The organism is Mycobacterium saskatchewanense (assembly GCF_010729105.1).
Classification (GTDB): domain Bacteria; phylum Actinomycetota; class Actinomycetes; order Mycobacteriales; family Mycobacteriaceae; genus Mycobacterium; species Mycobacterium saskatchewanense.
In genome coordinates this window covers 1,956,097-1,974,379 of sequence record NZ_AP022573.1, presented here as the reverse complement: position 1 = coordinate 1,974,379, position 18,283 = coordinate 1,956,097, and the positions used below count along the sequence as shown (strand labels likewise).

Genomic DNA, 18,283 nt, shown 5'->3' with positions numbered 1-18,283 from the left:
AACGCGACCGGCAAATACGGGTACGGGGTACGTGGATGCTAGGCCGCGTTGGGTGCCTCGCTTTCTGAGGAATCCGACGTGTCCGCCGAAGCCGCGATTGCAGGCGTTGACGGACGGCGACCTGGCGATCGCGGAGGAGTCGGCACTGGAATGCCTGTGCGGCGAGGGACTGCGCCTGCCCGGCTTCCTGGGTATCACCGACACACCGCGGCCCGACGCGAGGGAACTCCTGCTCGGGCTGGCCAAGCGGGACATCGGTGTACGGGTCATCACGGGTGACCGTCCGGCCACCGCCCGCGCCATCGCACGCCAGATCGGGCTGGACGTCGCGGACGAATCGGTGATCACGGGCGCGCGCTGGGAGCGGCTGTCGGTCGCGGAGCGCGCCGAGGTCGTCTCGGACACCGTCATCTACGCGCATGACACCCGAGCAGAAGGTGCAGATCGTGCAGCAGATCAGCCAATCCGGGCGGATCTGCGCGATGGTGGGCGACGGGGCGAACGACGCCGCGGCGATCCGTGCCGCGGCCGTGGGGTGGGCGTGTCCTCGCATGGAAGCGGTCCGGCCCGCGGCGCCGCCGACGTCGGGCAGACGCTGCTGGAATCACGCGCCCCGCTCGTCCTCGGCACCGTCGCCGCGACCTTCGTCACGCTGCCGCCTCGGCCGAACCGGACACGAACGGCTCGGGCGAGGCCCAACCTGAATCGGCAGCGGCGAGCCGGTGGGCCGCGTACGCCGCGGCGCATCCAGACTCCAAGCGCGCCAAGGCGTTGCGCTCACTGCGGGAGCCGGAGCGCCGCGCGATCGACCTCCCGGTCATCGGGAAGTTCCACGGGCCCGACAAACACGACGCTGTCTATGTCGCGGGATTGGCGGCGTTGCTAGTGGTCGGAGCGGTCGAACTGCCGGTCGCGCTCGTCGCGACGGGCGGGCACGTGCTGGTCAAGCAGCACTCCAGCCGCTCCCTCTCGGCGATCGGCGAAGTGATGGAAGACGTTTTCGGCCGCACGTCTAGCACTGCCGCTCACCCGCCGCGCGCCTCGATCAACGCCGAGCGGTTCACCTTGGTGGCCGCGGTCCGCGGGATGACGCCGACGAATTCGACGGTCTTCGGTGCCTTGTAGTGGGCGAGCCGGCCCTTGGCGTACTCGATCACCTGCTGTTCGGTCAGCGACGCACCGTCGGCCAACTGGACGACGGCATGCACCCGGCGTCCCCACTGCGCGTCGGAAAGGCCGATGACGACCACGTCCGCGATGCCGGGGTGACCGGCGAGCGCCGACTCCACTTCGGCCGGAAAGACATTCGCCCCGCCGGTGATGATCATGTCCACTCGGCGATCGACGATGTACAGGTAGCCGTCCTCGTCCAGGTATCCGATGTCCCCCGCGGACCGAAACCCGTCCTCGGTCGACGGGAGCGGCGGCGCACCGCCCAGGTAGCGGGATCCCGCGCTCATCGGCGCGCGCAGGTAGATCTCGCCGTGTTCGCCGGGGCCGAGCGGCCTGGTGCCGGCGTCGAGGATGCGAATCTCGGTGTCGCGGAAGCCCCGTCCGACGCTACCCGGATGCGCGAGCCACTCGTCGCCGCGCAGGGCGGTGAGTCCCAGGTTCTCGGTCATGCCGTAGGCCGTCACGATCTGCTCGGGGCTCAGCAGCTCGAACCAGGTGTGCATGAGCGACGGCGGCATCACCGCGGCGCCCTGCAGGATGAAGACGATGCTGGACAAGTCGCGCTGGCCGACATCGGGCCGCGCCGCGATGCGTGCGAGCATCGTGGGCGTGGCCGTGAAATTCGTGACGCGGAAGCGCTCGATCACGTCCAGAACCAGGGCGGCGTCGAACCGTTCGAGCACAACCAGGTGATCACCGGCCAGCAGGAAGAAGAAGGTGGCAAAGCCGTTGGTGTGATACATCGGCGCGGGCACCATGATCGTCTGCGGCTGGGCGACCGGTGTCCAGTTCGAGAGGAACGGCTCGCCGTGCTGAGCGGTCCAGAGCGACGGCGCCAGGCTGAGGATCACCTTGGGCACGCCCGTCGACCCGCTGCTGCAGATGCCGTTGGCGTTGGGGGAGACGGCCGCGGGGAGGGGGCTCGTGGACTCGCCGGCGGCGCGCGCATCCAGGTCCCACCGGGTGTTGTCGTCAACGACCACGGCCGGGTCGATCACCGCGCGCACCCGCTCTCGCTCCCATTCGGGCAGGTCCCAGTGCATGGGAACGGGGACCGCGCCGATCTTCCAGCATCCCAGCGTGGCGAGCATCAGGTGAAGCGAATTCGGGATCGCCAGCGCCACAAGCGAACCCGTTCCGGCGCCGGCAGTGGCCAGTGCCCGGCCCCATTGGTTGGCCCGAGCGTCCAGTTCACCGAAGGTGAGCGCTTCCGCCGTGCCGTCGAGCGCGACCACGGTCACGGCCGGCGCGTCAGGTCGCCGTTCGGCGAGCTCGCCGAGCCTGACGCCGAACGGGATCCCGTTCTCCAGGGGGTTGTGCACCGCGCCCGCCGCGAGCGGCTCGGTCGTCACGCCGGCACCGCCCCACTGAACAGCGTCTCGAGGGACCCGTTCGCCACGTCGGGCATCAGGCGCAGGGCTAGCGCCTCGGCGCCCAGCGGCAATCGGATCAGCGGCTGCGTGTGCCGGTCGAGGACGCTGACGTCGGACTCGTCGCAGAAGCCCAGGGCCCCGAGCAGTTGGTGCGAAGTGCGCAGAACCTGCCGCGCGGTATCGGACGCCTTGAGCCGTAGAACCAGTGCGTCGGCCGAGGAGACCTGACGCGGCGTGGTTTTCGGGCGGCAGATCGTGTACTTGGCCAGTTCGTCGAGTCCGCGCAGCGCCACGGCCGCATCGGCGACGGCGAACCGGACGGCCTGGAAGTCGGCCAGTGGCTTGCCGAACTGAACCCGGGCGCGCACGTGGTCGGTGACGATTCGTAACGACTGCTGCATCGCGCCCAGAATTCGCCATGACCCCAGCACGAGATGAAGGTTAACGTCGGTCGCGGGAACCGATCCGTCGGGCGCGCCGAGCGACGCCGGGACCAGGAACGGACCCAACTTGGCGTTCGTCCGCGACGCCGGGTGCGGACGGTACCGGGTACCGTCCAGGTCGGCGGCGATCCAGCTGCCCGGCAGGTCGCCGTGGTCGATGCGGGGAGCCGCCGGATTGACCAGGGTTAGCCGGGCGCCGTCGAGCGCAAGCAGGTCCTCGACCAGCGGGTAGGGCAGCGCGGTCGCACCGGCGGCCCGGCAGAGCACCGCGGCGGCCAGCAGGTCGTCCGGCGTTGATCGGGCGTCGAGTTCGAACGCGCCGAGCTCGGCCAGGGCTGCGCGGGCCGCGTCCCGGACGGTGTCGTCGGTCTCTGCGCGCAGCGCCGCGGGCGGGCCGCCCAGGCGGGCGAGGCGCTTGGCGGTGACGGCGGCGAAGTCGTTAATATCTTGTGGCAGTTCAGGTTTCAACGATGCTCTCCCAGGATGTCCCGCGCCACCAGCATGCGCTGCACTTCGATGGTGCCGGACGCCACGGTGGCGGCCTGCGCGTAGCGCCAATGGTCTTCGATCGCGCCGTGCAGCGGCGCCGACGCGCCGCTGTCCAGTGCGGTGGGGCCGAGCACGTCGAAGAGCAGCTCGGCAACCTGTTGATCGCAGGTGGTGGTGGCGATGCGCGCGGCGCTGGCCGCCGCCCCGGCCGAGGGGTCGTCCTGCAGCGACACCGCGCGATACGCCAACAGCCGGGCCACCCGAAGGTCGACGAGTGCTTTGACCCAGCGGGCGCGCACGGATTCGGGCAGTCGGTCCCAGTCGTCTCCGAGCTCGGTGATCATCCGGGAGAGCAGCGATTCGCAGCGCGCGTAGCGGGCGATGCCGACGCGCTCGAAGGCCAGCGCCTCCCGCATCACCCGCCACCCGTCGCCCACCTCGCCGAGGACGTCGCCGGCGAACGCCGGCACGTCGTCGAGGAACATCTCGTTGAGGTGATGCGGTCCGAGCATCGACCCGATGGGGCGGACGGTGAATCCGCGCCGGTCCATGGGGATCAGAAACAGGGTGAGGCGCTTGTGCTTTGGCGCTTCCGGGTCGGTGCACGCCGCGAGCACGCACCAGGACGCCATCAGGGCGTACGACGTCCACACCTTCTGGCCGGTGATGCGCCAGCCGTCACCGTCGGGCACGGCACGGGTGCGCAACGACGCGAGGTCGGTTCCGGCCTCCGGCTCGGAGAAGCCCTGACACCAAATCGCATCGCCGGCCGCGATCGCGGCGAGGTGCTTGGCCTTCTGCTCGGCGGTCCCGTACCGCATCAGGGCCGGCCCGACCCAGTTGATGCCCATGTACTGCGGGCCGCGCGGCTCGTGCTGGGCCCACATCTCCTCGCGCAGGACGGTCTGTTGCCACACCGAACCCCCGCCGCCGCCATGCTCTTTCGGCCAGGCCAACGCCAGCAACCCCTCGGCGGCCAGCAACTTGCAGAACGTCTCGGTGGTGGCCAGATCTTGCGGGTTCTCCGTGCAGGCACCGAGGAAGTCGGCAGGGATGTGATCGGCCACCAGCTCGCGCAGATGCTTGCGCAGGTCGGCGGCGTCGTCACCGAGGTCGTAATCCATCGTCGTCATCCCTTCGGCAGTCCGAGCAGCCGCTCGGCGATGATGTTGCGCTGGACTTCCGAAGTTCCGCCGTAGATGGTTGCGGCCAATGCATCCTGGCGCTCGAACAACAGGTCCGGATCGCTGACCCAATTCTGTCCTTCGGTTACGGCGGCGAGATCCCAAACACGTTGCAGGGTAACCGATCCGAGCAGCTTGAGGACGTCGGCCTCCGGGCTCGGCCGACCCGCCATCTCGTTGCCCAGTGCGCGGTACCCGGTGGCGCGGAGCGCCTCGGCGTCGGCGAGGAGCGAGCCGAGCTCGGCGCAGAGGTCGTCCGTCGGGCGCGCCCTGCGCACCGCGTCGAGTCCGCGCTTGATTTCGACCCAGTTCATCACCCAGATCATTTGGCGCTCATGCTGCAGCGACGACAGCGCGACCCCCCAGCCGCCGTTGAGCGGACCGAGCAGGTTTTCCGTCGGCACCTCGACGTCGTCGAGGAAGACCTCGCAGAACGTCTCATCGGAGATCGACGCCATGCGGATGGGCTCGATGGTCACTCCGGACGAGTGCAGGTCGAGGATCAGGCACGAGATGCCACGATGTTTGGGCGCATCCGGGTCGGTGCGGGCATACAGGGTGCACCATCGCGACAGGTGGGCCTGGGTGGTCCATATCTTGTGACCGCTGACGCGAAAGGTGTCCCCGTCACGCTCGGCCCGCGTGCGCAGCCCCGCGAAATCCGAGCCCGCTTCCGGCTCGGACATGCCGAGGGCCCACCACTCGTCGCCGCGCAGCAGGGGCACGAGCAGCCGATCGACCTGGGCGGGCGTGCCGAACTGACGGATGCCGGGCCCGGCGACGCCGGGACCCTGAATGTTGGGCAGCTTCGGCGCCGACCGCAGCGCGGACTCGATCCGGACCTCCATCGCGTCGCGCAGACCGAGCGATCGGCCGCCGTGCTCGCGGGGCCAGGTCGGTTGTATCCATCCGGCCTCGAAGGCGGCCCGCTGGTAGTCCCGCCGCAGCCCGAGGTCCCAGCGGTACTCGCGGTACCTGCCGTAGTAGTCCTTCGGCAGGAAATCCGTGAGCCAGGCGCCGAATTCGTCGGTTACGGCGCTCATCCGGCGGCTCCCGCGAACCGGCGGCCCACTTCGTGATAGAGCGCGCGACTGTCGCCGAGCATCGCGGCGCCCTGCCAGGCGTGCCGGACATAGAGGTGGACGTCGTGCTCCCACGTCTGCCCGAGCGCGCCGTGCACCTGCACCGCGGTGCGAGCACAGCTGGCCGCCGCCTCGCCGGCCGCCGCCTTGGCGAGCGCCGCGGCGGTCCAGGCGGCGGCGGGAGTGGTGTCCGGATCGCCCAACCGGGCCGCCGCCGCGTAGGTGAGGCTGCGGGCGCGCTCCAGGCAGACGAGATTGTCGGCCAGCGCGTGCTTGATGCCCTGGAAGGCGCCGATCGGGGCGCCGAACTGGCGACGCGCCTTTGCGTGCTCGACGGAGCGGTGCAGCGCGGCGCGCGCGACGCCGACCAGGTCGGCGGCGGCGGCGATCAACGGCGCCGTCAGCGCGGCTTCCGGGTCCACGGGCGCGGTGGCCAGCGGTTCGGTGTCAACCTCGAGGTCGGCCACCGGTTGCGCGGGGTCGGCCGACTCGCCCGCCAGCACGGTTACCCCGTCACCGCAACGCGCGACCGCCGCCACGACGCCGTCATCGGAGTGCGCCAGCGTCACGATCAGCTCGGCGCGGGGAAGGTTCGGGACCGCGACGGCGCGTCCGCGCAGGCGCCCCGCGCGCAACGTCATCGGTGCGCCGGGCAGCCGCGATCCCCGCGAGTGCACCGCCAGGGTGGCGACGGTGCCGCCGGCGATGTCGGCGAGCACCGAGTCGAGGCCGGTGCAACGCAGGGCGCCGGCCGCCAGGCCGACGCTGCTCAACATGGGGACGGGGGCGATCGCGGCGCCGCATTCTTCGAGAACGACGGCCACCTCGACGGGGCCGTAGTCGCCCGCGAGCGTCGCGAGTTCCGTCCAGCCCAGGTCGACGATGGTCTTCCACAGCGCCCGCCAGCGCTCGGGATCCGATCCGTCCGAAGCATGGCGGGCGGCGCTGGGCGGACACTCGGCGCGCAGGATGTCGCGCACGCTGTCGCGCAGCGACAACTGCTCCGAAGTTAGCCCGACATCCATAAGACCCCTAACATAATAAAAATAGTAAACTAGCGACGCTGTTGCAATCGATAGGTGGCGCATGGTCGAGTGGTATCTGTTCCTGCCGCAGGTGCGGTTGTCGGCGGCCGACGTGACGGACCGGGCGCGCTGCGCCGAAGCCAGCGGCTTTTCGGGCATCGCCTTCATCGACCACCTGGAGGCGCCGGGCCAGCCGGACGAAAACATCTGCGAGGCAATGGGGATCGCCACATGGGTGGCCGCCAAGACCGAGCGGTTGCGGATCGGCCACCTGGTGCTGTGTGACGCCTTTCGCCATCCCGCCGTCCTGGCCAAGCAGGCCGTCACCCTCTCGGACGCGTCGGAAGGCAGGTTCGAACTCGGGCTCGGCGCGGGATCCTGGCCGGCCGAGTTCACCAGATTCTCTGTCGGACAGCAAGATCCAGTTGCCCGGGTGGAACAGCTGGAGCGCCACCTCGCCCTGATCCGGCAATACTGGGGCGACGACGGGGGCGGAGTCGTCCCCCAGGCGCCCCGCAGGTCGCATCCCATCCCGGTCGTCCTGGGCGGTACGGGGCGCCGGATGATGGGAGTCGTTCGCAGATACGCGGATTGGTGGAACCTGCCGGTGAACCACCTCGACAAGCTGGCGGGGCTGGCGCCTTCCGCGGGGGCGGCACGCGTGTCGGTGCAGCTGATGGTGGGCTACGTCCGGGCCGGCGCCGATCCCGACGCGGTTCGCCGGGTGAGCGCCCGGCGATTCGGGCACCTGGGCTCCGGGCTGATCTGCGGCGACGCCGAGGAGCTGATTGGACGGTTCGCCGACCTGGCCATGCAAGGGGTCGAGCGGTTCTACGTGTGGTTCGCCGACTTCGCCGCGCCGGATTCCCTGCAGGAATTCGGCGAGTCGGTGATCAGCGGGTTCCCTGGCGTCGTCGCCGCACCTCGTTCGGAACCACCGGAGGCCGCGCAAACGGGCCCCGCTGCACGGCGTTGAGCTGGATCTCGGGCAGCTCGACGGACGGGTCGACGGTGTCCAGCCAGGCGACCGCGTCGGCGACGTCGGACACCTGAATCGCGTACATCTCGAAGGGAACGTCCTGCAGCATCTCGGTTTGCACCGGGCCCGGCGTGACGATGTGCACGGCGATGCCGTCGCGGTCGACCTCCAGCGCCAGGGCGCGGGCGAACGCGTTCATGCCCGCTTTGGAAGCGGAATAGGCGGTCCGGGCCGGCATCGGATCGTGCGCGGCCGACGACGAGATGAACACCAGTCGGGACCCCGCGCGCATGCGCGGCAGCACGGCGGAGGTCACCACGAAGCAGGAATCCAGGTTCGCCGAGATGACTGCCCGCCACTGGTCGAAGGTCTGTTTGCGCGCGTACGTCCCGCCCAACGTGCCGGCCGCGTGCACGACGAGGTCGATCGTCGTCAACGCGCTTATCGCGGTGGCGAATCCGTCCGGGTCCGAAGCGTCGGCCACGAGGTGTCGCGCCCCGATCTCGTCGGCGGCCGCGCGCAAGGGGCCTTCGCGCCGCGCCGCCAGCACCACGTCGTATCCCAGCTCGCTGAGCCTGCGGGCGCAACCCTTGCCGATACCACCGCTGCCTCCGGTGACCAGGGCGGTTCTGCCGGCAGTCAAGGGCGCCGGACGTCCCGCGGACGCGACAGCGCTTGCGGGGACAGCGCATAGATCCGCTGATCGGCCCGGCCGGACAACACGTAGGTTTGGGTGTCGGCGAGGTGGCGGCCCGCGATGCGGCGAGCTCGGTCGACGTCACCCTCCGCGATGGTCTCGGCCAGCTTGATATGCGTGCTGAGCACCGCCCGGCGCTTCGCCAGGGAGGGGTAGGTGCCCCGCGCCGCACTCTCGTCCGCCCACTGTTGCTCGTGGCTGGTCCACAGCGTCTCCAGGCTGCCGACGACCGCGATGATGGTGTGGTTGCCGCAGCCGCGAACGATGAGATCGTGGAATTCCCGACCGATTTCGGTGAACGACCGGCCGTCTTCGAGGTGCTCGGCCATGGAATCGTTGACTCCCTTGAGCTCCGGGACCAGGGTGTCCGCGCGGTCGGGCCGCTGCGCCGCGAGCGCCGCACAGGCCGGCTCCAGCTCCTGCAGCGCCATGCCGAGGTCGGCGACCGCGACCGACTCGCTCTGCAGCAGCAGTCCGAGCATGTATGCGGCGCTGGTCTTGGCCGGCGCGTGCACGACGGCGCCGCCGCGGTTGCCCCGCCGCACCGACACCAGCCCCTCGGTTTCCAGGATCCGCAGCGCCTCCCGCAGGGAGACCAGGCTGACGTTGAACTGCTCGACGAGGACTTCCTGGCGCGGCAGGAGGTCGCCGTCGGCGAGTTCGCCGTCGATGATCTGGCGGCGCAGCTCGTCGGCTACGATCTCAGCAATCCGCGGCGCCGACAATCGGCGACGGGCGTCCTGCCCAATTCCCAAGGCGGTCATCCGATCCTCGCGTGATCTGCTGGCTTAGCTATTTTAGCAGTAATGGTATAAATAGCCGCGTGAGGCGCGAGCCCGACAGCCGGCCGACACCGCTGCAGGAGCTGCGTGTCGTCGAGATCAGCGACCGGATAGCCGGCGCCTACTGCGGCAAGCTGCTCGTCGATGCCGGTGCGCAGGTGCGCAAACTGGAACCCTCGCAAGGCGATTCGCTGCGACGGTATTCGGCGACGGGTTCGCCGGTACCCGACGGCTCGCCGTCGCCGTTCTACAGCTACCTGAACGCGGGCAAGCAAAGCGCGACGCTCGGCGCGGGATCGGAGCGCTTGGCCGCCGAACTGGCCGCCGCTGACGTGGTGGTCCTCGCCGCGGGCCCGTCGCAGGCCGCGGCGCTGGGCATCGACCCGCGGCGGCTGGTGGCCGACTCGGCGCGGGCGATCGTCGTGACGATCTCCGACTTCGGCTGGACGGGCCCCTACGCGGACCGCGCCGCCAGCGAGTTCACCTTGCAGGCCTGGTCCGGCTCGCCCGGTTTCCGCGGGGACCCGGCTGGACCGCCCATCGCGATCGGCGGCGACCTGGGGGAGTACATGGGCGGTGTCTACGCCGCGTTCGGCGCGCTGGCCGTGCGCCGCCGCGTCGAGCGCGGCGGCCCGGGGGAGCATCTCGACCTGTCCATGCTCGAATCGATCACCGCGATGCAGAGCAGCGAATGGTTGCATTCGGCGCTGCTGCGCGTCCCGCCGATCCGCCGCACCCTGGAAGTCCCCTCGATTGAACCCGCGAAGGACGGCTACGTCGGGATCACCATGGTCACCGGCCAGCAGTGGCTCGACTTCGTCGCGATGGTCGAGTGCCCGCAACTGGAGGAGATCGAACAGCTCCGTTTCCAGATCGGCCGCTGGCAGTACCGCGACCTGATCCGCGAGCAGATCCGGCCGTGGCTGGCCGAACGGACCGTCGAGGAGATCGTCGAGCTGGGCCAGCTGTTCCGGTTGCCGATCGCCGCGCTCGGCAACGGGTCCACCATCCGCGACACGGAGTACGCGACCGAGCGCGGCGTGTTCGTCCGCAACCCCGCGGGCTTTCACCAACCGCGGCCGCCGTGGCTGATGTCGGCGTGCGCGCCCGCACCGCCCGGAGCCACCGCCACCGCCGGCGCCGATGACAAATCGAGCTGGACGGCAACCGAATCCACGTCGGCGCCGGTGCCGCAGGGGCTCCCGCTGGCCGGAGTGCGCATCGTCGACCTGACCGCATTCTGGGCGGGACCCGCGGCGACCCATCTGCTCGCCGCGTTCGGCGCCGACGTCGTCAAGGTCGAGTCGATCCAGCGGCCCGACGGCATCCGGTACTCAGGCGGGATGCGCACCGACGTCGACGACTGGTGGGAGTACGGCTGGGTGTTCCATGCGATGAACACCAACAAGCGTTCCGTCACACTGGATTTGGGCTCCGAGGAGGGGCGGCGCCTCTTCACCGAGCTGGCCGCCGGTGCGGACGTCGTCATCGAGAACTTCTCCCCGAGGGTGATGGACCAGTTCGGGCTCGCCGCCGACGTGCTGCTGAAGGTCAACCCGCGGCTGGTGGTCGCGCGAATGCCGGCGTTCGGGCTGGACGGCCCGTGGCGCGAGCGGGTCGGATTCGCACCCACCATGGAGCAGATCGCCGGCCTGGCCTGGGTTACGGGGCTGGCAGAGTCGCCCCCGGTGACGCCACGCGGGGCGTGTGACCCGCTGGCCGGGGTGCACGCCGCGTTCGCCGTGCTCGCTGCCCTGAGCTTCGCCGAACGCACGGGAACCGGCCAGCTGGTGGAGCTGCCGATGCTCGAGACGGTGCTCAATGCCACGGCCGTCCAGGCCATCGAATCGGAAGTCTTCGGAAAGACGCTGGGCCGGCGCGGCAATCGGGGTCATCCCGACGTCAGCCAGAACATCTACCGGTGCGCGGGTGAGGACGACTGGATCGCGGTCACCGTGCGCGATGACCGGCAGTGGGACGCCCTGGCCGAGCTGATGGGCCGACCGGACTGGTGTGACGATGCCATCGCAGGGGCGGCCGGCCGGCGGGAGCGCGCCGACGACATCGACCGCCGGCTGGCGGCCTGGTTCGCCGGTCAGGCGCTCGACGCCACCGTGGAGCGCCTGGCGGCGGCCGGAATCCCCGCCGCGCCGGTGGTGTCGCCCACCCTGGTAACCGAAAACCCCCAACTGCGTGAACGCGGATTCTTCGAGCCGTTGCGGCACGCGAGCACCGGCACGAACCTCTACCCGAGCCCGCCGTTCGCCGCACTCGCCGGTCGGGACCGCTGGCTGTCGAGGCCGCCGCCGAGGCTCGGCGAGCACAACGCGGAGGTCCTGGTCGAGCGGTGCGGGTTGACCGCCGAAGAGCTGGCGGACCTAGCGGCCAGCGAAGTGATCGGGACCCGGCCCAAAGGGTTATGAAAAGTAAAGGGAAGCTCATGCGCGTGACGGTTGACGGAAACCTGTGTGAGGCCAACGGCTTCTGCGAATCGCTGGCCCCGGATGTCTTCGAATTGGGCGACGCCGACGTAGTGCAGATCGCCGATGGCCCGGTGCCGCCGCGCCTGGAGATCGACGTGCGCGCCGCGGTGGACCAATGCCCCAAGGCCGCGCTACGGCTGACCGACTGAGGTGAGTTGGCGGCCGCCTGTCGTCGTGGCGCCCTAGAGTTGACGCGACACCAATCGACGAGCGGGAGGCGCCCATGGCATCGCGAGACATGACCAGGTATGCCGCGATGCGGCCCTACTTCGAGGTGGTGGCCGAGGCCGTCGATGGCTTGGTCGACGGCACGGATTTCTTCGATATGCACGCCGAGGACGTGGTGGTCGAATTCGTCATCACCGTCCCGAGCTATCCCCGCCGGGTCGTGGGGCGGGAAGCGTTGGCCGAGCTGTACGCCGACTACGGGGAGTCGATCGTGCAGGACGGCAGCAGCGACGTATACCGTTACTTCGATCCGGAGAAATCCGTGGTGGTTGTGGAGTACACGATGCACGGCACCGTGGTGAGAACCGGTGCGCCCTACGTCAACCGGTTCGTCTCGGTGATCACGATCAGGGACCGCAAGATCGCGCACTGGCGCGACTACCTCGACCCGCTGGCCGTAATGGCCGCGTTCGGCACGACGTCGGCGCCCGGCGCGCAGCGCTCCTGATCGCGAACAGCTGCCAACCCCAAGGGCTTCCGCTAAACCCGACCGGCCGGCCCGGACCCGCGTTGACGTTCAATGCTTAAAATAGTAAAAATAGAGCAGTCGCCGAACCGCGGTGAGTGAAGGGCGGCCCAGTCGCGTCCAGCCCGCGCGGAGATACGGAGTGCTCGTGACGCAGATGATTTCGGACTCGGCCCCGGATCCGGCCGGAGACCCGTCGGAGCGAGAATTCGGGCAGGCGGGCATCGCGCTGTCGTCGTACCGCTTTCCGACGGGCTGGTTCATCGTCGCCTTCGGGTCCGACCTCGCGCGAGGTCAGGTCAAGCGGGCGCACTACTTCGGTGAGGAGTTGGTGCTTTTCCGCACCGCATCGGGGCGGGTGCACGTGATGGACGCGTACTGCCAGCACCTCGGCGCCAATCTCGCAGTGGGGGGCGTCGTCGAGGGCGAGAACATCGTCTGCCCCTGGCACGGCTGGCAGTGGCGCGGCGACGGGACCAACGCGTTGATCCCCTACAGCAAGATCGGCTGCAAGAACAACGTCCGCATCCGCACGTATCCGTGCATGGAGTGGTACGGCTTCGTCCTGGCCTGGCACGAGCGGCATGGCCGGGCGCCGTACTGGCAGCCACCGGTGCTGCCCGAGCTGGAAACCAACGAGTACTACCCGCTGCACCCGCACACCCAGATGCTCAACCGGGTCAAGGTGCACCCCCAGATGATCATCGAGAACGCCGCGGACCCCTACCACGTGCAGTACGTGCACAAGGCCGCCAATCCCGCCACCACGGCGTCGTTCGAGGTGTCGGGCTACCACCTGCACGCCACCGTCAACGCCCATTTCGGGGGTGGCCGCACGCAGACCTGGCTGACGCCCAACGGGCCGGTCGACGCGAAGATCATCTACGACAACTACTCGCTCGGGCTGGGCGTGGTCCGCTTCCCGAGCGAGCTGGTCGCGACCGTGCAGGTCACCGGGCAGACCCCCGTCGACGAGGACTACACCGACTACTTCTACACCCAGGCCTCCGTTCGGGAGCCCGGCGACACGGGCGACGTGCCCACTGGGCGCGCCGCGCGGTTCCTGGCGCTGCAGCAAGAGGTCATCAAACAGGACTTCTTCACGTGGGAGAACATGAAATACCTCGAAAGGCCGAACCTGGCGCCCGAGGAGGCGCACGACTACGCCGCGCTTCGCCGCTGGGCGCACCGCTTCTATCCCGGGCCGCAGGCCTCGCCGTCCGACTTCGGTTACACCGCCGACGGGGAGCCGGACCCGGCGGCCGCCGAAGCGTAATCAGGCGGATGGAGGCCTGATGTGCAGTCAGCGCTTCGGGCCGGGTGCTTTCGGCGTCGACGGGTTCACCGTGCCGGCCGTGCTGGATCGCCGCGCCGACCAGCATCCCGACCGCGTCATGATGACGATCGCCGGCGAGGACGTGACTTTCGACCAGATGCGGCGGCGCTCCTGTGCGGCCGCGAACATGCTGACCGACCTGGGGATCGCGCGCGGCGACTGCCTGGCGCTGTTCACGGCCACCTGTCCGGAATGGGTCTACCTATGGCTGGGCGCGGCACGGATCGGTGCGGTGAGCGCGGCGGTGAACGCCGCGAGCAAGGGTGACTTCCTGCTCCACGCCCTCGAGCGGGCACGGGCCAAGGTGATCTTCACCGATGCCGAGCGGCGCCCCCGGGTCGACGATGTCGCCGGCGCGCTGGCGACGGTGAGCGACGTTGTCGTGCAGAATGATTCGCTCGCCGCCACCCTGAGCCGCGGTTCCGATCGTCCACCGCCCTGCCGCACCGCGGCCGAGGACGTGGGCTGCCTGTTCTATACGTCGGGCACCACCGGACCGTCGAAGGCCGTCGCCACGACGTGGCACTACCTGTTCTCGGTCGCCGGCACCGTCGCGCGCGCCTGGGAGTTCGGCCCGGGGGAGGTGCTGTGGACGGCGATGCCGCTGTTCCACCTCAGCGCGGCACCGAGCGTGCTGGCCCCGATGCTGGTCGGCGGAACGACGGTGCTGGCGAAGTCCTTTCACCCCGGCGCGGTGTGGGACGACATCCGTGCCCACGGTGCGATCGGGTTCGCCGGCGCCGGCGCGATGGTCTCGATGCTCCAGAACCAGCCTCCCGATGACAGCGACGCGCGGCTGCCGCTGCGGTTCATTTCCGCCGCTCCCATCGCGGCCGACTCCCACCATGACATCGAAAAGCGTTACGGCTGCCGCATTGCCACCATGTACGGGATGACCGAGGCCTTCCCGATCGCCGTCAGGGGAGTGGGGGACGAGGGTGCGCCCGGAACGTCTGGTCGGCCGAACCCCGATTTCGACGTGCGCATCGTCGACGCGGGCGGCGATCCGCTGCCGGCCGGGGCCGTCGGCGAGATCGCATGCCGCCCCAAACACCCCCACGTGATGAGCGAGGGCTACGTGGGCGAGGAATCGCGGGTGGATCCCCACCCCGAATGGTTCCGCACCGGTGACCTCGGCCGGATGAATGACGACGGGACCCTCACCTACGTGGACCGCGTCAAAGACGCGGTGCGGCGGCGCGGCGAGAACGTTTCCTCGGTCGAGGTGGAGACCGTCGTCAAGCGGCACCCCGCAGTGGCCGACGCGGCGGTGGTGGGGGTGCCCAGCGAGCTGGGCGAGGACGACATCCTCTTGTTCGTGACGCTGCGGCCCGATACCGCATTGGATTGTGCGGAGCTGCTCGACTTTTGCGCGGCGCGGATGCCGTACTTCTGCGTCCCGCGCTTTGTCGAGACGGTCGATGAGCTGCCCGCGAACGCTGTCGGGCGGATCCGCAAGGACATCTTGCGCGCGCGGGGCATGACCCCGAACGCGTGGGACCGGGAAAGACAGGGGTATATCGTTCGCCATTAAGTTACGTTAATGTTACGTAAACGCCAGGAAGTTACGTTAGCGTTACGCCAATAAGTCTTCACTGCTAGCTCCGGAAAGGCCGCAGCACCATGACCATGACCTATCAGGAACAGCAACTGCTCCAGGCCGCGACGGCACGCGCCGCCATCCTCGATCTGAACGCCCGGCACAATCGGGCGTTCTCCGACGGTGACCGGGACCGCTGGCTTGCCACGTTTCGGCATTCCGGTGCCACCTACGCGCGCGACGGAGAGTCATTCCACGACGTGCGATCGGCGTTCGACGGCGGTGATGGACAGCGGCTGGTAACGCTGGACCACGAGATCCGCGTCGACGGCGTCAACGCCGTGCAGCGTTGTGTCGCCGTGCTTTTCGCGAGCATGTACGGTGACACCACGCTGCGCGCCACCGGAGCGTTTCGCGACTCGTTGATCTACGAGCGCGGTGGCTGGTACTTCGCCTCGCGCGAGCTGACCTGGGATTCCGTGCCCAGCCGGCATCCGCTCGTCATGTGAACGCCGCCGGTACGTGGAGCAGGACCCAGCCGGAAGCGTGAGCTACGCGCTGACCTTCGGCACCTACGAAGACGCGCTGAAAATGGTGGGCGCGACCGGGCAACCCCGCACCGCCGCAACGGCCGTCAGCGGGGCGCGCATCCAGCTGTTCGCGGCGATGGTCCACGACGGCAACCGCTCGTATTGGGACCCAGAGTTCGCTCGGCAGCGGTGGGGCGCCCTGCTTGCCCCGCCGGCCCTGCTGATGGGATGGCTGATCCCCCCGCCGTGGGAGCCATCTCAAGACCGGGGTGCCGGGCGGCCGTCCGCCGCCATGGTGCTCCAGGTGCCATTGCCCGGGACCACGTTCATCAACGCGGCCAACGACACCGAGTTCTTCGCACCCATCGTCGAGGGTGACGTGCTGACCGTCGTCGAACAGCTGGTGTCCGTGTCGCCGGAGAAGCGGACGCGCCTGGGCGTCGGGCATTTCGTCGAAACCCTGGAGACCTATCGGCGCCGAGGCGGGGAAGTGGTGGCCACGAGCCGAAACACCTTGTTCCGCTTCACGCCTGGGGCCGGCTCGTGACCGACCGGTACTGGAACGAGATCACCGTGCCGGTCGAGCTGCCGGAGATGGTCGACAACATCACCTACCAGCGGGTGGTGGAGAACGCCGGCGCCACTTGGGACTACTTCCCCGGGCATTTCGATCCCCACTATGCCCGCTCCCAGGGCAACCCGACGATCTACGTCAACACCATGCACCTCGCCGGCTTCGCCGACCGGGTCGCGACCGACTGGGCGGGTCCGGGCAGCCGCGTGGTGCGCCGCTCCATGCGGCTCGCCGGATCGGTCTATGCCGGTGACACGATGGTCGGGCGCGGCAGGGCGGTGGCCAAGCGGCGCGACGACTCGGTGGACCCGCCACGCTGCCTGGTCGACATCGAGATCCGGGTGACCAATCAGCACGGCGCGCTGTGCTGTCCGGTCGAACTCACCCTGCAGGTGCCCGAAAGCGCCTGATCAGCCGGCATTCAAGGGCGGCAATTGCCCCTTGCAGACCAAGGTTTGCAACTCGACGTACTCGTGCAGGCCCTCCGGCCCGAACTCCCGCCCGATGCCGGACTGCTTGAAACCGCCGAACGGGGCGCCGATGTCGAGCGTGTACATGTTGATGCCGTAGGTGCCGGTGCGCACACCGGCGGCGATCTCCAGGCCGTGCGAGATGTCGGCGGTCCAGACCGACCCGGCGAGGCCGTAGTCGCTCTCGTTGGCGATGCGGAGCGCGTCCTGTTCGTCGCGGTAACGCAGCACGGTCAGCACCGGGCCGAAGATCTCCTCGCGGGCGATGCGCATGTCGTTGGTGGCGTCGGTGAACAGCGTGGGCTGCACGTACCAGCCGCGCTCGGCCGGGCTGTCCTGGCCGCCCAGGACCAGGCGGGCGCCTTCCTGCTGTCCGGACCGGATGTACTCCTGGACGCGGCGCTGCTGCCGTTGCGCGACAAGGGGTCCCACGTCGGTCGCCGCGTCGGCGGGGTCCCCGACTTGCAGGCCCGACATCATGGCCGCCAGCGCGTCCACGACCTCGTCGTGGCGTCGGTCGCTCACTAGGATGCGGGTCTGGGCGACGCAGGCCTGCCCGTTGTTCATCAGGCCCGCGCTCTTCAGGCCCGCCGCGGTCTTCTCGATGTCCGCGTCGTCGAGGATGATCGCCGCGGATTTGCCGCCCAGTTCCAGGCTGAAGCGCTTCAGTTGCTCCCCACAGAGGGCGGCGATCCGGCGGCCGACGGCGCTGGAGCCGGTGAACGCGATCTTGTCCACACCGGGATGGCGGACCAGCGCCTCGCCGACGTCGGTGCCCCCGGGGAGCACCGACACCACCCCCTCGGGGAGGTCGATCTGCTCGATCATTTCCGCCAACCACAAAGCGTCCAAAGGTGTTTCGGGCGCGGGTTTGACGATAACCGTGCAGCCTGCGATCAGCGCTGGGATCAGCTTCGGCATGATCAGGAACTGCGGCACGTTCCACGGCACGATCGCGCCGACGACCCCGACCGGGGCCCTGCGCAGGTGCACCTCGCCGAGCACACCCTGGCGGCGCTCGGTCCACGGAAAGTCGCGCGCGGCGGCCAGCGCGAGGTGCATCAGTCCCGCCGCGGCGGCCCCCTGGCCCAGGCGGCTGAAACTGCGCGGGGACCCCATCTCGTCGGTGATCAGATCGGCCATCTCGTCAGCGTGGCCGGCGTAGATCGCGGCCAGCTGCTCGACCTTGGCCATTCGCTCGGCATGGGCCATCCGCGGCCACGGTCCGTGGTCGAAGGCGTGGCGCGCGGCGGCGACGGCCGCGTCGACGTCCTCGGGCCCGGCCGCCTGGGCATGGCCGACGGGCTCCTCGGAGTGCGGGGATATCACCGCGAGCTGTTGCGGATTGGCGGGCTTGCGCCACTCACCGCCGATGAAAATCTCGTTGTACGCGCGATGGCCGGGATTCTGGGACATCGAGAACCTACCT

The 18,283-nt window shown here is 69.3% G+C and carries 18 protein-coding genes; 10 read left to right on the top strand and 8 right to left on the bottom strand.

Annotated elements, in window-relative coordinates; translation table 11 throughout:
- The first annotated feature begins 106 nt into the window (after positions 1–106).
- Positions 107–886, top strand: coding sequence for an HAD family hydrolase (locus tag G6N56_RS29940; protein ID WP_269473816.1), 780 nt, complete (start codon positions 107–109; stop codon positions 884–886).
- Between the two features lie 139 nt (positions 887–1,025).
- Here G6N56_RS29940 and G6N56_RS09040 read toward each other — a convergent pair whose 3' ends face one another.
- Genes G6N56_RS09040 through G6N56_RS09020 form a run of 5 tightly spaced genes read right to left on the bottom strand, consistent with a single transcriptional unit; the run spans position 1,026 to position 6,769 of the window.
- A complete protein-coding gene (locus G6N56_RS09040) occupies positions 1,026–2,525 on the bottom strand; it encodes a class I adenylate-forming enzyme family protein (RefSeq protein WP_085254832.1) in 1,500 nt (499 codons plus the stop codon).
- Complete coding sequence (locus tag G6N56_RS09035) at positions 2,522–3,457, bottom strand: acyl-CoA dehydrogenase family protein (RefSeq protein ID WP_085254833.1); 936 nt, start codon at positions 3,455–3,457, stop codon at positions 2,522–2,524. The genes G6N56_RS09040 and G6N56_RS09035 overlap by 4 nt, the downstream gene beginning before the upstream one ends.
- The gene (locus G6N56_RS09030; protein WP_180150509.1) at positions 3,454–4,611 is read right to left on the bottom strand and encodes an acyl-CoA dehydrogenase family protein; all 1,158 of its coding nucleotides are present in this window, start codon (positions 4,609–4,611) and stop codon (positions 3,454–3,456) included. The genes G6N56_RS09035 and G6N56_RS09030 overlap by 4 nt, the downstream gene beginning before the upstream one ends.
- Complete coding sequence (locus tag G6N56_RS09025) at positions 4,608–5,705, bottom strand: acyl-CoA dehydrogenase family protein (protein ID WP_085254834.1); 1,098 nt, start codon at positions 5,703–5,705, stop codon at positions 4,608–4,610. The genes G6N56_RS09030 and G6N56_RS09025 overlap by 4 nt, the downstream gene beginning before the upstream one ends.
- Positions 5,702–6,769, bottom strand: coding sequence for an acyl-CoA dehydrogenase family protein (locus G6N56_RS09020; protein ID WP_085254835.1), 1,068 nt, complete (start codon positions 6,767–6,769; stop codon positions 5,702–5,704). Before G6N56_RS09020 ends, G6N56_RS09025 begins: the two co-directional genes overlap by 4 nt.
- Positions 6,770–6,830: 61 nt before the next feature.
- On the opposite strand from G6N56_RS09020, the gene G6N56_RS09015 reads away from it, so the two are divergent.
- Positions 6,831–7,745 (top strand): LLM class flavin-dependent oxidoreductase, encoded by a 915-nt coding sequence (locus G6N56_RS09015; protein WP_085254836.1) that lies wholly within the window; start codon positions 6,831–6,833, stop codon positions 7,743–7,745.
- Here G6N56_RS09015 and G6N56_RS09010 read toward each other — a convergent pair.
- Both G6N56_RS09010 and G6N56_RS09005 read right to left on the bottom strand, forming a co-directional pair.
- Positions 7,663–8,391, bottom strand: a complete 729-nt coding sequence (locus tag G6N56_RS09010; protein ID WP_085254837.1) for an SDR family oxidoreductase — start codon at positions 8,389–8,391, stop codon at positions 7,663–7,665. The genes G6N56_RS09015 and G6N56_RS09010 overlap by 83 nt on opposite strands.
- On the bottom strand, positions 8,388–9,209 hold the full coding sequence (locus G6N56_RS09005) for a FadR/GntR family transcriptional regulator (protein WP_085254838.1): 822 nt from the start codon (positions 9,207–9,209) through the stop codon (positions 8,388–8,390). The genes G6N56_RS09010 and G6N56_RS09005 overlap by 4 nt, the downstream gene beginning before the upstream one ends.
- Before the next feature lie 59 nt (positions 9,210–9,268).
- On the opposite strand from G6N56_RS09005, the gene G6N56_RS09000 reads away from it, so the two are divergent.
- From G6N56_RS09000 to G6N56_RS08965, 8 genes are all read left to right on the top strand, one after another.
- Positions 9,269–11,650 (top strand): CaiB/BaiF CoA-transferase family protein, encoded by a 2,382-nt coding sequence (locus G6N56_RS09000; protein WP_085254839.1) that lies wholly within the window; start codon positions 9,269–9,271, stop codon positions 11,648–11,650.
- A gap of 17 nt (positions 11,651–11,667) precedes the next feature.
- Positions 11,668–11,859, top strand: a complete 192-nt coding sequence (locus G6N56_RS08995) for a ferredoxin (protein WP_085254840.1) — start codon at positions 11,668–11,670, stop codon at positions 11,857–11,859.
- A 74-nt stretch (positions 11,860–11,933) separates the two neighbouring features.
- On the top strand, positions 11,934–12,386 hold the full coding sequence (locus G6N56_RS08990) for a nuclear transport factor 2 family protein (protein WP_142280505.1): 453 nt from the start codon (positions 11,934–11,936) through the stop codon (positions 12,384–12,386).
- Between the two features lie 175 nt (positions 12,387–12,561).
- A complete protein-coding gene (locus G6N56_RS08985; RefSeq protein WP_085254973.1) occupies positions 12,562–13,680 on the top strand; it encodes an aromatic ring-hydroxylating oxygenase subunit alpha in 1,119 nt (372 codons plus the stop codon).
- A gap of 19 nt (positions 13,681–13,699) precedes the next feature.
- Positions 13,700–15,274 carry an AMP-binding protein gene (locus G6N56_RS08980; RefSeq protein WP_085254842.1) on the top strand — a complete coding sequence of 525 codons (1,575 nt, stop codon included), beginning with the start codon at positions 13,700–13,702 and terminating at the stop codon, positions 15,272–15,274.
- 89 nt (positions 15,275–15,363) lie between these two features.
- On the top strand, positions 15,364–15,789 hold the full coding sequence (locus G6N56_RS08975) for a nuclear transport factor 2 family protein (RefSeq protein WP_085254843.1): 426 nt from the start codon (positions 15,364–15,366) through the stop codon (positions 15,787–15,789).
- Positions 15,790–15,871: 82 nt separating this feature from the next.
- On the top strand, positions 15,872–16,357 hold the full coding sequence (locus G6N56_RS08970) for an FAS1-like dehydratase domain-containing protein (protein WP_142280519.1): 486 nt from the start codon (positions 15,872–15,874) through the stop codon (positions 16,355–16,357).
- 47 nt (positions 16,358–16,404) lie between these two features.
- The gene (locus G6N56_RS08965) at positions 16,405–16,794 is read left to right on the top strand and encodes a MaoC family dehydratase (protein WP_085254974.1); all 390 of its coding nucleotides are present in this window, start codon (positions 16,405–16,407) and stop codon (positions 16,792–16,794) included.
- On the opposite strand, the gene G6N56_RS08960 is transcribed toward G6N56_RS08965, so the two are convergent.
- Positions 16,795–18,270, bottom strand: a complete 1,476-nt coding sequence (locus G6N56_RS08960; protein ID WP_085254845.1) for an aldehyde dehydrogenase — start codon at positions 18,268–18,270, stop codon at positions 16,795–16,797.
- Positions 18,271–18,283 lie beyond the last annotated feature (13 nt).